Genomic DNA, 15054 nt, shown 5'->3' on the forward strand with positions numbered 1-15054 from the left:
GGTCGGCCGAATCCCGGCAACGGACCGGATGCAATTCGGACGTGTCCGATGACATCCTGAAACCAGTGGGGGCGCTTTCAGCGCCCTCTTTGGTTTCGATCGACGGCCGTTCGGCCGACCTCGTCGAGGTCACGGACCGTGGGCTTCACTATGGCGACGGTCTCTTCGAAACGGTCCTGATCCAGGACGGACGCCCATGTCAGTGGTCCAGGCACCGCGACCGGCTCCATCTCGGCGCCCGGAATCTCGGGGTTCCGCTTCGGTCTCCGGACGATCTCGGCGATCAGGTCCTGGCCCTGGCCAAGGGCGTGGAGGCCGGGGTGCTCAAGATCCTGGTGACGCGCGGCAGCGGCGGCCGGGGTTATCGTCCGTCGGCCGATCCGTGTCCGCGCCGCGTGCTTCTGCTGTATCCGCTGGCCGAAGACTTCTCTCGCTTCAGGGAGCAGGGGATCCGGGTGCGCTATTGTCGAACCCCGTCCTCGCTCAACCCGGCACTTGCCGGAATGAAGCACCTCAATCGGCTCGACTCCGTCCTGGCGCGTCGCGAATGGGACGATCCCTCGATCGCCGAGGGGTTGATGCTGGATCCGTCGGGTTTACTGATCGGCGGGACCATGACGAATCTGTTCCTCTGGGACGGAGGATGCCTGCGGACACCTCCGGTCGATCGCGCCGGAATCGCCGGAACCCGTCGCGGCCTGGCGCTCGAACTGGCCGGCGCCTTCGGTCTTCGGACCCGCGTCGAGCCGATCGAGCCGCGGGAACTGGAGGCCGCCCGGGGGATCTTTCTGACCAATGCCGTGGCCGGCGTCTGGCCGGTCCATGCGCTCGACGGCCTGACCTATCCGCCGGATGGTCTGCCTTGGGATTTTCTGCGGGAGCTGTGGCGGCTGGGCCGAAGACCCGGCTGAGGAGGCTGCTTATTCATGTTCTGGCGTGTCCTGTTCATCGTCCTCTCGCTGGCGATCCTCTCGTTCGCCAGCGGCCTGACGCTCGATTATTATCGTTTCCTGAAGACGCCGGTTTCCATCTCCGGGCCCACTGCGACGCTCGATATCCCGCGCGGGACCTCGCTGCGTGCGTTATCCCTGGATCTGGGACGGCGTGGCATCCTGGACCGGCCCTATTATTTCGTGGCCCTGGCCTATCTCGATGGGCAGGAAGGTGCGATCAAGGCCGGTGAATACGCCCTGACTCCGGACATGACTCCGCAGGCGCTGCTGGAGCGCATCACCTCGGGCAAGGTGATCGAATACAGCCTGACGATCGTCGAGGGCTGGACCTTCCGCCAGGCGCTCGAGGCGCTGGACGCCCAGGGCACTCTGGACGGCGCGCCCCTGTCCGGCCTGCCGGAGGCGGATCTGATGGAACGGCTGGGCCGCCCGGGCCAGCATCCCGAGGGACGCTTCTTTCCCGACACCTACCGTTTTCCGCGTCATGCCGAGCGTCTGGATCTGCTGCAGCGCTCGCTGAACCGCATGGATCGCATCCTCGAGGAGGAGTGGCGGAAACGCCAGGACGACCTGCCGATCTCGACGCCCTACGAGGCGCTCATTCTGGCCTCCATCATCGAGAAGGAGACGGCCGTTGCCGCCGAGCGCCCCCGGATCGGAGGGGTCTTCGTGCGTCGGCTGCGCAAGGGGATGCGTCTGCAGACCGATCCGACCGTCATCTATGGTCTGGGCGAGCGTTTCGACGGCAACCTGACGCGCTCCCATCTGCGCGAGTCGACCCCTTACAATACCTATGTGATCTCGGGACTGCCGCCGACCCCGATCGCATTGCCCGGACGCGAGGCGATCCGCGCGGCCTTGCAGCCGGAGTCCGGCGAGAGTCTCTATTTCGTGGCCAAGGGCGATGGAACCCACGTCTTTTCGCGCACGCTCGGCGAGCACAATCGGGCGGTTCGCCGCTATATCCTCGAGCAGCCATGACCTCCATGTCCAACGAACGCGGTCGCTTCATCACCCTGGAAGGCATCGAAGGGGCTGGCAAATCGACCCAGGTCTCGATCATCGCCGATCGGCTGCGCGCGCGTGGACGCTCGGTCGTCACCACCCGCGAGCCGGGCGGGTCGCCCATCGCCGAGCGCATGCGCGCCCTTCTGCTCGATCCCCTGAATCGGGGCATGAGCGATACGGCCGAGCTGCTGCTGATGTTCGCCGCGCGCGCCGAGCATCTGGAGAAGACCATCCGTCCGGCCCTGGAGGCGGGGACCTGGGTGATCTGCGATCGCTTCACCGACGCGACCTATGCCTATCAGGGCGGAGGCCGCGGGCTCGATCCCGAACGCATCGCGGTCTTGGAGCGGCTGGTCCAGGGCGATCTGAGACCGGATCTGACCCTGCTGCTCGATCTGCCCCCCGAGGCTGGGCTTGCGCGTGCCCGTGTCCGCAGCGGCGCAGCGGCCGATCGTTTCGAGGCCGAGGCGGTGGGGTTCTTCTCGGCGGCGCGCGCCGTCTATCTGGCGCGCGCCGAGGCGGCATCCGAGCGCTATCGCCTCATCGATGCCGGTGCCCCGCTGGAACGGGTTCGCGATCAGGTGGTCGCAGCGCTCGACGCCTTCCTGGCCGAGCCCCATCCGGAGGACTGAGGCCCCATGTCTCAGCATTCGGAACTCGACGCCTCTCCGCTGCCGCCCTGGCTGGGCGGGATCTGGTCGCGTCTGCAGGGCGCGCGCGAACTCGATCGGTTGGCGCATGCGCTGCTCATTTGCGGCCCGGCCGGCATCGGGAAACGCCGGTTGGCCGATGCGCTCGCACGCTCGCTTCTGTGCCGCTCGCGCGATGCCGCCGGATATGCCTGCGGACGCTGTCCGGACTGTCGGCTGCTCGAGGCCGGCAATCATCCGGATCTGGTGCGCATCGGCCCGGATCCGGACAGCAAGTCGCGTGAGATCTCGGTCGGAGCGGTGCGCGCCTTTTCGGAGCATGGCTCGCTGACGCCCAGCCGGTCCGACTGGAAGGTCACCCTGATCGATCCGGCCGACCGTCTCAACCCGTCGGCCGCCAATGCGCTGCTCAAGACGCTCGAGGAACCCTCGGGCCAGTCGCTCATGTGCCTGGTCGCCGAGCGGCTCGGTCAGCTGCCGGCAACCATTCGCAGCCGCTGTCTGCAGATTGCGGTGCCGGTTCCGGCCGAAGACGAGGCCCTGGCCTGGCTGCGCGATCGCCTGCCCGATCCGGGTACCGATCCGCTGCTCCCGCTGCGTCTGGCTCAAGGCGCGCCTTTTCGCGCCCTGGACGAGCTCGACCAGGAGCTCTTCGAGCAGCGTCGGCAGCGTGTGGCCGGATTCCTCGCCATCGCCTCCGGGCGGCGCGATCCGGTCGCCGAGGCCGCCCTCTGGAACGGTCAGGGCGCCGTTCGCATGCTCGACTGGATGAGCGGCTGGATCTGTGATCTCCTGAGGTTGATGGCTGGAGGCGATGCGGTCAGACTGACGAATCCGGATCAACGCGAGGTCTTCATGACGCTCGTCCAGCGGCTCGATCCGGCGGCCGGCCATCGCTTTCTCGGGCGCCTGCTCGAATGCCGGGCGCTCGCCGACACCAACGTGAATCATCTCTTGATGCTGGAGTCGATCGCCATCGAATGGTTCCGGGTCACCCGGGGCGGCGGTCCAGGGAGAGACTGAATCGGGAGTCACTGAATCGTGAGCACACCCATGAACCCACTCGGCGGCTTGGGGGGGCAGCAGCGCATCCTCAGCTTCGCCATCAAGGACAAGAGCGCGCTCTATGCGTCCTTCATGCCCTTCATCAAGAACGGCGGGCTCTTCATCCCGACCACCAAGAAATACCAGCTCGGGGACGAGATCTTCCTGCTGCTCCAGCTGATGGAGGAGGCCGACCGCATCCCGGTGGCGGGCAAGGTGGTCTGGATCACCCCGGCCGGGGCCGAGGGCAACCGCTCGATCGGGGTCGGGGTGCAGTTCAGCGATCAGGACAAGGGGGCGGCCCGGCGCAAGATCGAGGACTATCTGGCCGGAATGCAGTCCTCGGACCGCCCGACCCACACCATGTGACCCCCACACCATGCGACCTCCGAAATCATGCGACTCCGGAGATCGGATGACCGACAACGCAAGACCTCGGGATACTCGATGCTCATCGACTCGCACTGCCACCTGGACCGTGTCGAACTCAAGCCCTACGGCGGCGATTTCGATGCCATGATGCAAGCCACCCGCGGGGAGGGCAGCGTCGGCCGCATGCTCTGCGTCGGGATCGATCTCGAAAGCTATCCCGAGATGCGCCGTCTCATCGACCCCTATCCGGAGGTGGATGTCTCCGTGGGCGTCCATCCCAATCACACCGAGGGCGCGGAGGCGACCTTCGACCGCCTGATCGAGCTGGCGGACGATCCGCGCAACGTGGCCATCGGCGAGACCGGTCTGGACTACTTCCGCAGCGAGGGCGACCTCGTCTGGCAGCACGAGCGCTTCCGGGTCCATATCGCCGCCGCGCGGGCCTGCGGCAAGCCGCTGATCATCCATACGCGCGATGCGCGCGAGGATACGATCCGCATCCTGCGCGAGGAGGGTGCCGACGCGGTCGGCGGCGTGCTGCACTGCTTCACCGAGTCCTGGGAGATGGCCGAACAGGGGTTGGACCTGGGCTTCCATGTGTCCTTCTCGGGGATCGTCACCTTCCGCTCGGCCGCCGACCTGCGCGAGGTGGCGCGCCGGATCCCGGCGGACCGGCTGCTGATCGAGACCGATTCGCCCTATCTGGCCCCGGTGCCGCATCGCGGACGCTCCAACGAGCCGCGTTATGTCGGCCATGTCGCCGACTGCATCGCCGAGTTGCGTGGCATGGATGCCGAAGCGATCGGCGCCCTGACTGCCGCGAACTATCTGAGACTCTTCAAGCCGGAAGGGGCGTCGGCCTGAATCCATTCATCGAGGCTTCTCCTTCTTTCTGCCTTGCGCCTGTCGAACCTCCTGCTCGAGTTCGAACCATGTGTGGACGTTTCGCCCTATTCAGCCACCCCGAGGCACTCGCGTTCGATCTCGAAGCCGAAGGCGGCTTCGACTTTCCTCCGCCACGCTTCAACATCGCGCCGGGGAGTCCCATTCTGGCCCTGCGGTCCGCTCCCGACGGCCGGCGGTCCTTCGCCAATCTGCATTGGGGGCTGATCCCGAGTTGGGCCAAGGACCGCCGCTTCGGCTATCGGACCATCAATGCGCGGGCCGAGACCCTGGCCGAGAAGCCGTCCTTCCGCGATGCCTTCATGAAACGGCGCTGTCTCATCCCGGCCGACGGATTCTACGAGTGGGAGACCACCGACAGCGGAAAGCAGCCCTATTTCATCCGGCGGGCCGAGGCTGGTCTGCTGGCCTTCGCCGGACTCTGGGGGCGATGGACGGATCGCGAGACGGGCGAGGTCGTCGAGAGCGCCACCATCGTCGTCACCCGGGCCAACGATCTCGTCGGGCGGATCCACGACCGCATGCCGGTCATCCTGGATCCGGATGATTTCGGCATCTGGCTCGATCCGCGTTCGGCCCCTGGTCCGACCCTAAAGGGATTGCTTCGGCCGATGGCCTCGGAATCGCTCGACATGCACCCCGTCGATCCGCGAGTGGGTCGGTCGACCCATGACGATCCGGGGCTCATTCAGCCGATCGAGGGTCGGTGACCGATTTTCGTTCAGATCGTGATCGTCGAAAGCTGCATGGGCGTGCGTGTCCCATCGATGACGACGATGCCGCTTTCGGTCACATGGTAGTGCTTCCTGTCTTCCTCGTGATCGAAGCCAATGACCGCGTTCTCCGGAATACGGACGTTCTTCTCCAGGATGCAGCGGCGTAGCTTCGCGTTCTGTCCAATGTCGCAGTTGTCGAAGATGACGCAGGACTCGATCTCGCAGCCGGCATGAACGAAGACGTGCCGGCCGAGAACGGAGTCCCGGATGAATCCCCCGGAGATGATGCTGCCGCCCGAAACGACCGAGTCGATCGCCTGTCCCCGGCGGTTCTCCTCGTCGAACGCGAATTTGGATGGCGGATCGGGATAGCTGGCGGTACGTAGCGGCCATTCGCGGTTGAATAGATTGAGCTCGGGAGAGATGGCGCGTATGTCCATGTTCGCCTCGTAAAAGGCATCCAGGGTACCCACGTCGCGCCAGTAGGGAGGCTTGTCGGGATCCTCGCCGGGGATATTGTTCGTGTTGAAGTCGTAGGCGAACATCTCGGCCCGGTCGATGGCCTTGGGCAGGATGTCCCTCCCGAAATCATGAGAGCTCTGGGAATCCTCCTGGTCTTCCTCGATCATCCTCAGGAGCATGTCGGTGCTGAAGACATAGTTGCCCATGGAGGCGTAGACGCGTTGCGAATCGCCCGGCATGGTGGGGGCATCGGCCCTCTTCTCGTGGAATCCGATGATGCGCCCGCCGCTGTCCGCCTCGATGACGCCGAAGTCCTTGGCGTAACGCTTGTCCGTGGGCAAGGCGGCGATGGTGACATCGGCATGCCGTTGCTGGTGATACTCGATCATCTCCCGAATGTTCATCCGGTAGATGTGATCCGCGCCGAACACGACGACGACATCCGGGGCGGATTGCTCGATGAGGTTGAGGTTCTGGTGGATGGCGTCGGCGGTTCCTCGATACCACTCCTTGCCCTTGGTCCGCATCTGGGCCGGGACCGGGATCAGGAACTCGTTCTTGAGAATGCCCCCGAACTGCCAGCCGTCGCTCAGGTGCTGAAGCAGTGACTGGCTGCGGAACTGGATGAGCACGTAGATGGAATAGATCCCGGAATTGACCAGATTGCTGAGCACGAAGTCGACGATTCGGTACTTGCCGCCGAACGGGACCGCTGGCTTGGCGCGCTCACGGGTCAATGGATAGAGCCGCGTTCCCTCGCCTCCGGCCAGAACGAATGCAAGAACCTTGAGTTGCATATCTGCTCCTATGCGTTGATGTCGGGTGTCGGAGACCCGGTCATGACGTGTCGCGCGAGCATCCGGGGGATCCTCGAGGTGAAGGTCGGTCGATGGACGGACAGGCCCGGGAGCGCGTCGTCGAGGTGTTGATGAGCACGAGGTGCTCAAGGTCGTTATGCGATCAAGGATAGCAACCAGGTCTGAGATCCGCCTGTCAGGCGGCCGTTTCTATCCGAGTATTCAGGTTGGTTCCGGTTTGGGGTCCTGGCATGGGCCCCGTGGAAAAGAACAGACCCCTTTGGTCCTTCCGGGTCGCTGGCCATTGCCCGTCCGCCATGCTGCTGGTGCTCGCCACCGGTGGCGAGCACCAGCAGCCTCGGCGACGCCATTTCATCGCCCCTCGAACGGCGCCTTGGTTCATTTGAACCAAGCTGGTGCGCCGCCCCTCGATTCCGAGCCCGGTCTTTGGCGCCTTGATCCCGGCGGTTCCATGTCCGTCCGTAGGAATTGGTCCACGGCCGAGGACGGAGAGGGCAGCTCTGGTGAATATGAACCAGATCCCCGGTGAAGACGGTCCTTCTTGCCGTAAATTCATTGTTTATCAATGTCTTGAATTTATGGCAGATCTCTTGCTGAAGAGCGGGTGACGACACGGAGCGATCGAGCCGCCGGATCTGGCGGCCCGATCTCCGAGTCGAGAACAGCATGCCGGGGGAGGAGGATGCAGTACGCACAGCGCAGCGATGAATATGGCCGGATCGATCTGCGACTCGTGGTCCTGGGCCTTATGGTCGGCACCATCGCGGGCGGCGGCGCCATCCTCTTTCGGGCCATGATCGGTCTGATCCACAACCTGGCGTTCCTCGGGACCCTGGCGGTCGGTTACGACGCCAACCGGCACACGCCTGAGAGTCCGTTCGGGCTCTACATCCTGCTCGTCCCGGTCGCGGGGGCGCTGCTGGTCGCCTGGCTGGTCAAGACCTTCGCGCCCGAGGCCAAGGGCCACGGGGTGCCGGAGGTCATCGGGGCCATCTACTACGGGCACGGACGCATCCGTCCCGCGGTCGCCCTGGTCAAGTCCCTGGCCTCGGCGGTGTCCATCGGGACGGGCGGCTCGGTCGGTCGCGAAGGACCCATCATCCAGATCGGCGCGGCCTTCGGGTCGACCCTGGCGCAGTGGACCCGGCTGCCGGAGTGGCAGCGGATCGCCTTGATCGCCTGCGGTGCGGGCGGTGGTATCGCGGCCACCTTCAATACGCCCCTCGGGGGCATCCTCTTCGCCGCCGAGCTGATCATGACCGAGATCAGCGCGAGGACGCTGGCCCCGGTGATCCTCTCCGTGGCGGCGGCGACCGCCGTCGGCCGGCTCTATTTCGGCGACAGCCCCTCGTTCGTCATCCCCTCGCTCGAACTCGGGATGCATCAGAGCTTCGCCCCCGAGGTGCTGGCCGCCTACCTCCTGCTGGGGGTGATCCAGGGGGTGGGGGCGGTCCTGCTCATCCGCGGCATCTACGGATTCGAGGACCTGTTCGACCGCCTGCCCGGCAACTATTACAGCCGCCATGCCGCCGGCATGCTGCTGGTCGGGCTCCTGATGCTCGCGCTGCAGACGCAGTATGGCCACTACTATGTCCAGGGCGTCGGGTACGCCACCATCCAGGACATCCTCGACGGCCATCTGGCCGCCCCCGGTCTGCTGCTGATCCTGCTCGGCGCCAAGCTGCTCGCCACCTCTCTGACCCTGGGCTCGGGCGCCTCGGGTGGGGTCTTCTCCCCGTCCATGTTCATCGGCGCCTGTCTCGGGGCGGCCTTCGCCTATGGGGTCCGGGGCCTGTTTCCGGATCTGCCGCTCGACCCCGTCGCCTGCGCCGTCATGGGCATGGCCGGAATGGTGGCGGGCGGCACGGGGGCGGCCCTGACCGTCATGATCATGATCCTGGAGATGACGCACGAGTACCATGCCGTGCTGCCGCTGATCCTGGTGGTGGGCGCGGCCCATGGCGTGCGCCGTCTGATCATGCAGGACAACCTCTACACCATGAAGCTCTCGCGGCGCGGCCAGCCGGTGCCCCAGTCCCTGCATACGCCCTGGATGCTGCTGCGCGACATCGGCGATCTGGCCGATACGCCCACCAGGGAAGGCGCCAAGCCGCTGCGGGACTCGGCCCGTTTCCACCAGGTGCTGCGCCTGGAGGGCGAGGTGCGCGCACTCTGGCCCGCTGGCGGCTCCAGGCCGGTTCCGGCGCTGGTGCAGCCGCCCGATACGCCCGTCTTCGACGCGGTGGCGCACCTGCATTCGGCCGGGGCGGCGGCCGTCGTCATCACCCCGAACGGCCGGCCCGGAGAGCCCGTCCTGGCCGCGCTGACGCTCGAGGAGATCGCCCACCACGGGCATGTGCCGCCGGCCTATCTGCGCAATAGAAGGAGACAGAGACGATGAAGCCGATCCATCTGCTCATCGGGATTCCGGTCGCGGCGGCGTTCGTCGGCGGCGGCTGGTGGTATCACGGGTACGCGACCGCCCATCCCTCGACCTCGGACGCCTATCTCGGCCGTCATCTGGTGCATATCGCCGCTCAGGTCAGCGGTCCCATCGCGTCGGTCGGCATCCGCAACAATGCCTCCGTCGCGGCCGGCGACCTGCTGCTGACCATCGACCCCGCGCCCTTCCAGCTGGCGGTGGACAAGGCCGAGGCCCAGCTCCAGCAGGCGAGGGAGAGTCTGGCCGCGGCGGACGCGCGCGTGGCGGCGGCCCGGGCACAGCTGGCGGCGGCCAAGGCCACCGCCGAGGAGGCGGAGCGTCACGCCGCGCGGATCGCCGATCTGGTGACCACGGGCTCGGCCTCGAAGGATCTCGGGGACAGTGCCGAACAGGCCAAGCTGGACGCGAAGGGCGCGCTCGAGAGCGCCCGGGCGGAGCTGGTCGCGGCCGAGGCCGCGCGCGGCGCCCTCGGGAACGACAACGCCGCGGTCCGAGCGGCGCAGGCGGCGCTCGCCCAGGCCCGGCTCGATCTGGAACACACCCGGATCTCGGCGCCCGCCGACGGGGTCGTCGGCGATTTCGATCTGCGTCCGGGCAGCTATGTGGATGCGGGCCGCGATCTCTTCGCGCTCGTCGAGAGCCGGGAGGTCTGGGTCGACGCCAACTTCAAGGAGACCGATCTGCCGCGCATCCGTCCGGGACAGCCGGCGAGCGTTTCGGTCGATCTGCTGCCGGGCCGGGAGTTCGAGGGCGAGGTCGAGGGGCTGAGTCCCGCCTCCGGGGCGGCCTTCTCGCTGCTGCCGGCGGAGAACGCGACCGGCAACTGGGTGAAGGTCACTCAGCGCTTCGCCGTGCGCGTCCGCGTCCTCGACCCGGTGCCGGCGCTGCGCGTCGGCGCCAGTGCCGAGGTCCGCGTGGACACGACGGCCGACTAGCCGGGGCACGCCGCCGTCATGGCCGAACAGCTGCCGCCACTCCCTCCCTCGGGCCGTCTGCTGCCGGCGGCGAGCGTGATGCTGACCACCATCATGGCCATCATGGACATGACCATCGTCAACGTCACCCTGCCGCACATGATGGGCGCGCTCGGCGCCACGGCGGATCAGGTCACCTGGGTGCTGACCGCCTATATCGTCGCCGAGGCGGTCACCATCCCGCTGACCGGCTGGCTGGCCGGGCGTTTCGGGCGTCGGCGCGTCATGCTGTTCGGCATCGCCGGCTTCGTGGTCGCCTCGGCCGCCTGCGGGCTGAGCGAGTCGCTGTCGCAGATGGTGATCTTCCGGCTGATCCAGGGCGTCGCCGGGGCGCCCCTGATTCCGCTGTCGCAGGGCGTGCTGGTGACGCTCTTCCCCCAGGAGCAGCGCGGTAAGGCGATGGCCATCTGGGGCATCGGTGTCATGCTGGGCCCCATCCTGGGTCCGACCGTCGGCGGGCTGGTGACCGAGCATCTCGACTGGCGCTGGGTCTTCTACATCAACCTGCCGGTCGGGCTGCTGAACCTGGCCATGGTCGCGCGCAGCATCCGCGAGACCCCGCGCCAGGCGGCGGGAACCGACTGGTTCGGCGCGCTCATGATGATCGTCGGTATCGGCAGTCTGCAGACGGTGCTCGACCGCGGCAATCAGGAGGGCTGGCTGGATTCGGACTTCATCCTGCTGCTGAGCCTGGTCGCCGTCTCCGGGCTTGCGCTCTTCGTCTGGCGCGGACTCACCGCCAAGCGGCCGATCGTCGACCTGCGTCTGTTCGCCGACCGCAATCTGGCCCTGGCCTCGACCCTGATGCTGGTGTTCGGGCTCGCGCTTTTCGGAACCATCGCCATCCAGCCGTTGCTGATGGAGCGCCTGCTCGGCTACCCGGTCGAGACCACGGGCCTGGTCATGGCGCCGCGCGGATTCGGCGCCGCCTTCGGCATGCTGGTCGTCGCCCGGCTCTCCGGCAAGGTCGATCCGCGCTGGATCATCGCCACCGGCATGGTACTGGCCGGCAGCGCGACCTGGATGATGTCCTGGTACAGCCTCGACATCGGCCCCGGCTGGCTCATCTGGCCCGGGGTGCTGCAGGGCGTCGGCATGGGATCCATCTTCGTGACCCTCTCGACCCTGGCCTACGCCACCCTGCTGTCCTCGCAGACGGATGCCGGCGCCGGTCTCTACAATCTGTCCCGCAGCATCGGCAGCTCCATCGGCGTCTCCATCGCCGCGACCTGGTACAGCCGTTTCGGCCAGGCGGACTGGAACCGGCTCGGCGGCCACATCGACCCCTTCAATCCGGCGCTGCACCATTGGCTCCAGGCTCAGGGCCTGACGCTCGACAGCCCGCTGGCGCCGGAACTGCTGGCCAACGAGCTGAGCCGTCAGTCGTCCATGCTGGCCTTCACCCAGGTCTTCGGGATGATTGCGCTGAGCTTCGTGCTCATGGCGCCCTTGCTGCTGTTGCTCAAGCCGCGCGGGAGGTCGTGATGGTATGGCGTATCCGGATGGGTCATCGGCGCATGGGGCCGGGTAAAATCGGGCCGTTTGGCTGAGAACGATCGAAAGCGGCCAACCGTTGCGGCGCCAGGCGGCGGCCGACCCGGCAACCGGCTCGGTCGCTCCGGTTGCCGGGTGTGTGGTGGTGCGGTGCTCAGGCACCCTGCGATTCACTGTGCTGGTGGTGCTTGATCCAGGCGAAGGCGGTGCCGATGACGGCCAGGGTGGCCGTTCCGCCGATCGCGATCAGCAAGGCATTGTCGTCCAGGAAGGCGATCACGACCCCGCTGAAGATCAGGAAGAGCCCGAACACGGCCATCTTCCAGTCCAGATAGATCCCGCTCAGGATGCTCGCGAGACCCAGGATGTAGACGATGACGAAGCCGTCGGTCTCGGCCCTGAGGAAGTGCTGCACGTCCGACTGGAAGAGCAGGTGGATGACGATCAGCAGCGAGCCCCAGTGGGCGGTCTGCTTCAGGACGTAGCGCGCGCGCTCCTGCCAGATGGCGCCCGCATGGCGATCCCAGCCGCTGAGGGTGGAGACGATCGCCACGAGCGGAATGAAGTAGTCCCAGGCCCCTTGCGCCGAGGCCGGATCATGATCGGTCATGGCGATGAGGACGACCGCGATCGCATAGAGCAGGAAGTATGGCAGCGTCGCCAGGGCGAATTTTCCGGCATGGGTCTCCGGGCGCGGAATCATGCGATCGATCCCCGTCGTGATCGCCGTCCCGAACTGCTCGGCCTTGTCCGCAAGGATGACCTGGCCCTCGTGGAGCTTTTCCGAAACATGGAGCCTGTCGATATGCATGAGTTGGTTCGACATGAGTTCGATCTCCTATGGATGTCGTGAGAATTCCCGAGCCTCGAGGTCGTGCGGGCCTCGTGCCCTGATCACTGCTCTGCATCTTGTCTGCCAACCCCTGCAATCACGCGCCGGTGGCTACCCGAGACGAAAGCGGATGGGAGCGCGGGGCCCGTGGAGGTGACTGGCTGGTCGCTGAGACACAGGGGGCTTGGTCCAAAGTCACCAGCCCCGGATCGGGACGGCCGATCTGGAGCCGGGACGGCGGTTCCGGAGCCCGTAACCACAAAGGCGCCGGGGACGCGCCGGCCTCAAGGGGACCCTGTCGAGAAATGGCACGAATCCTGACCTCTCCATCGTCGAGACGAACGCTGCAGGAGGAATCGCCATGCACGCCCCTGACGACAAGATCACCCTGGACCCCGCCACCCTGATCGAACGGGAGGTGAGGGGATTCGGATCGCACAGCCTCTGGATCGGCATTCTGCTGATGATTCTGGGCGCGGTCGGCATCGCGCTGCCTCCGGCCATGGCCGTGACCACGGTCGAGCTGGTGAGCCTGCTGCTTTTCATCGGGGGCGGCTTCTGGCTCTGGCACACAGCCAGGCATGGCGGAGGAATGCTGCGATGGCTCAAGCCGCTGCTGCTCGTCGTCGCCGGCGTCCTGATGATCTCGCGCCCGGTGGCCGGGGCCGAGGCATTGGCGCTGCTGCTGAGCTTCTATCTGCTGCTGGATGCCTTCGGCAGCTTCGCGCTCGCCCACGAGCTGCGCCCGGCCGCCGGCTGGGGGTGGATGATCGCCAGCGGTGTCGTGGACCTGGTGCTGGTCGCCTTCTTCTCCCTCAGTTGGCCCGCGTCCTCGCAGGTCGTCCTCGGCGTCTTCGTGGGCACCAGTCTGCTGTTCGACGGGGCGGCATTGACCGCCATCGGTTGGTCGCTGCGCAAGCCCTAGCGCGACCTGGGACGTCCGAACCAGAGGTGATCATCATGCCTGCGATCGCGACCGCCACCATGCCCATCCATCCATTCGCCGACATCATGCTGGAGCTGGCGCTCCTCTTGACCATGGTCCTGGTGGCCCGCTGGCTCACCATCCGTTTCCGCCAGCCAGGGGTGCTCGGCGAGCTGCTGGTGGGTGTGCTGGTGGGCAATCTCGGCTACTGGCTCGGGTTGCCGTTCTTCACCTTCGTCATGAGCTACGGGGCGGCCAGCCCGGTGTTCGACCAGGTCTGGCAGGGCGGCGTCTCGGTCGCCCAGGCGGCGGCCCAGGTCTTCGGGCCCTCGGGGATGGCCCCCGGCGCACGGGGGGACGAGGTCCTGCATCTGCTCAGCGGCGATCACGCCCTGGCCAACGTCAACACCGGGCTGAGCCTCTGGCTCTTCTCCAGCCTGGGAATCATCCTGCTGCTCTTCCACGTCGGGCTCAAGACCGGCGTCCACCAGCTGCGCCGGGTCGGGGCGGGCGCCGCGCGGGTCGCGGTGGCGGGTGCCGTGGGGACGCTCGCGGCCGCGCTCGTCCTGATGTGGCTGCTCCCGGTCCAGATCTCCGCCGCCGGGCGCTTCTTCGTCGCCTCGACCCTGGCCGCCACCAGCATCGGGGTCGCGACGCGCATGCTCGAGGACATGGGCAAGGCCGACACGCCCGAGGGACGGACCATCCTCGGCGCCTGCGTGCTCAACGACCTGATCGGTCTGGTGCTGCTGGCGCTCGCCATCGAGCTGGTCGTCGAGGGTCACCTGGATCTGCCGGCGGTGATCTGGCTGCTGGTCTCCAGTGCCGCCTTCCTCGGCGCCATCGTGGTCTTCGGCGACCGGCTGGGACGGCCTCTGGCGCGGCAGCTCAACCGCATCGGGCCGGTCGAGCTGCGCTTCCTCGCGCCGCTGGCCTTCGCCTTCCTGCTCGGCTGGCTCTGCAGCTCCCTGGGGCTGAGCGGTACCGTCGGCGGATTTGCCGCCGGGCTCATCCTCTCGGACGCGTCCCTGCGCGACAAGACCAAGGAGATGCTGGTCCCGCTGATCGCGGTCTTCACGCCCATCTTCTTCCTGCTGATCGGCATGCAGGTCAATCTGGCGATCTTCCTCCAGTGGCAGACATTGGCGCTGACCGCCGCGCTGCTGTTCGCGGCCATCGTCGGCAAGCTTCCGGCCGCCCTGGTGGCCGGGCCGGGCGTCGACCGCGTGACCGTCGCCCTGGGAATGCTGCCGCGCGGTGAGGTGGCGCTCCTCTTCGTCGGGGTCGGGCGTTCGCTCGGCGTCATCGACGATCGGCTCTTCGCCGCCCTGGTGGCGGTCGTCATTCTGCTCGCCTTCGGTTCGGGGCTGGTGCTCGATTGGGCCTTCGCGCCCCGGTCGGCGCGTGCCGAGGCCATGCTCGGGCGTCTCCATGCGCCCTTCGTCAGATCGAGATAGGAC

General features: G+C 66.8%; 14 protein-coding genes. 12 read left to right on the forward strand and 2 right to left on the reverse strand.

The window, feature by feature from the left end; translation table 11 throughout:
* Window positions 1–41 precede the first annotated feature (41 nt).
* The 7 genes from pabC to D779_RS09315 all read left to right on the forward strand — a co-directional run bounded on the left by pabC (window position 42) and on the right by D779_RS09315 (window position 5640).
* The gene (gene pabC / locus D779_RS09285; RefSeq protein ID WP_052348004.1) at window positions 42–911 is read left to right on the forward strand and encodes an aminodeoxychorismate lyase; all 870 of its coding nucleotides are present in this window, start codon (window positions 42–44) and stop codon (window positions 909–911) included.
* Window positions 912–926: 15 nt separating this feature from the next.
* Entirely contained in the window at window positions 927–1934 is a 1008-nt protein-coding gene (mltG, locus tag D779_RS09290; RefSeq protein WP_043752999.1) for an endolytic transglycosylase MltG, read from the forward strand.
* Window positions 1931–2593 carry a dTMP kinase gene (gene tmk, locus D779_RS09295; protein ID WP_043753002.1) on the forward strand — a complete coding sequence of 221 codons (663 nt, stop codon included), beginning with the start codon at window positions 1931–1933 and terminating at the stop codon, window positions 2591–2593. The genes mltG and tmk overlap by 4 nt, the downstream gene beginning before the upstream one ends.
* 6 nt (window positions 2594–2599) lie before the next feature.
* Complete coding sequence (gene holB, locus D779_RS09300; protein WP_043753005.1) at window positions 2600–3634, forward strand: DNA polymerase III subunit delta'; 1035 nt, start codon at window positions 2600–2602, stop codon at window positions 3632–3634.
* Between the two features lie 30 nt (window positions 3635–3664).
* The gene (locus D779_RS09305) at window positions 3665–4024 is read left to right on the forward strand and encodes a PilZ domain-containing protein (RefSeq protein WP_043753008.1); all 360 of its coding nucleotides are present in this window, start codon (window positions 3665–3667) and stop codon (window positions 4022–4024) included.
* A 78-nt stretch (window positions 4025–4102) separates the two neighbouring features.
* Window positions 4103–4891 (forward strand): TatD family hydrolase, encoded by a 789-nt coding sequence (locus D779_RS09310; RefSeq protein ID WP_043753011.1) that lies wholly within the window; start codon window positions 4103–4105, stop codon window positions 4889–4891.
* A 68-nt stretch (window positions 4892–4959) separates the two neighbouring features.
* Window positions 4960–5640: an SOS response-associated peptidase gene (locus D779_RS09315; protein ID WP_043753014.1), complete on the forward strand. Its 681-nt coding sequence runs from the start codon at window positions 4960–4962 to the stop codon at window positions 5638–5640.
* A gap of 11 nt (window positions 5641–5651) precedes the next feature.
* On the opposite strand, the gene glgC is transcribed toward D779_RS09315, so the two are convergent.
* Window positions 5652–7055 carry a glucose-1-phosphate adenylyltransferase gene (glgC, locus tag D779_RS09320; RefSeq protein WP_269747380.1) on the reverse strand — a complete coding sequence of 468 codons (1404 nt, stop codon included), beginning with the start codon at window positions 7053–7055 and terminating at the stop codon, window positions 5652–5654.
* A gap of 553 nt (window positions 7056–7608) precedes the next feature.
* Between glgC and D779_RS09325 the strand changes: the two genes are divergently transcribed.
* Genes D779_RS09325 through D779_RS09335 form a run of 3 tightly spaced genes read left to right on the forward strand, consistent with a single transcriptional unit; the run spans window position 7609 to window position 11828 of the window.
* Window positions 7609–9327 carry a chloride channel protein gene (locus tag D779_RS09325; RefSeq protein ID WP_043753018.1) on the forward strand — a complete coding sequence of 573 codons (1719 nt, stop codon included), beginning with the start codon at window positions 7609–7611 and terminating at the stop codon, window positions 9325–9327.
* Window positions 9324–10304 carry an HlyD family secretion protein gene (locus D779_RS09330; RefSeq protein ID WP_043753021.1) on the forward strand — a complete coding sequence of 327 codons (981 nt, stop codon included), beginning with the start codon at window positions 9324–9326 and terminating at the stop codon, window positions 10302–10304. The genes D779_RS09325 and D779_RS09330 overlap by 4 nt, the downstream gene beginning before the upstream one ends.
* Before the next feature lie 18 nt (window positions 10305–10322).
* The gene (locus D779_RS09335; protein WP_043753023.1) at window positions 10323–11828 is read left to right on the forward strand and encodes a DHA2 family efflux MFS transporter permease subunit; all 1506 of its coding nucleotides are present in this window, start codon (window positions 10323–10325) and stop codon (window positions 11826–11828) included.
* A 163-nt stretch (window positions 11829–11991) separates the two neighbouring features.
* On the opposite strand, the gene D779_RS09340 is transcribed toward D779_RS09335, so the two are convergent.
* Window positions 11992–12663 (reverse strand): hypothetical protein, encoded by a 672-nt coding sequence (locus tag D779_RS09340; RefSeq protein WP_043753024.1) that lies wholly within the window; start codon window positions 12661–12663, stop codon window positions 11992–11994.
* Window positions 12664–13030: 367 nt separating this feature from the next.
* On the opposite strand from D779_RS09340, the gene D779_RS09345 reads away from it, so the two are divergent.
* Window positions 13031–13594, forward strand: coding sequence for an HdeD family acid-resistance protein (locus D779_RS09345; RefSeq protein WP_052348005.1), 564 nt, complete (start codon window positions 13031–13033; stop codon window positions 13592–13594).
* Between the two features lie 35 nt (window positions 13595–13629).
* Window positions 13630–15051: a cation:proton antiporter gene (locus tag D779_RS09350; protein ID WP_157726364.1), complete on the forward strand. Its 1422-nt coding sequence runs from the start codon at window positions 13630–13632 to the stop codon at window positions 15049–15051.
* The last annotated feature ends 3 nt before the right edge of the window (window positions 15052–15054 follow it).

Origin of the sequence: Imhoffiella purpurea (assembly GCF_000585215.1) — a bacterium.
Lineage (GTDB): Bacteria > Pseudomonadota > Gammaproteobacteria > Chromatiales > Chromatiaceae > Imhoffiella > Imhoffiella purpurea.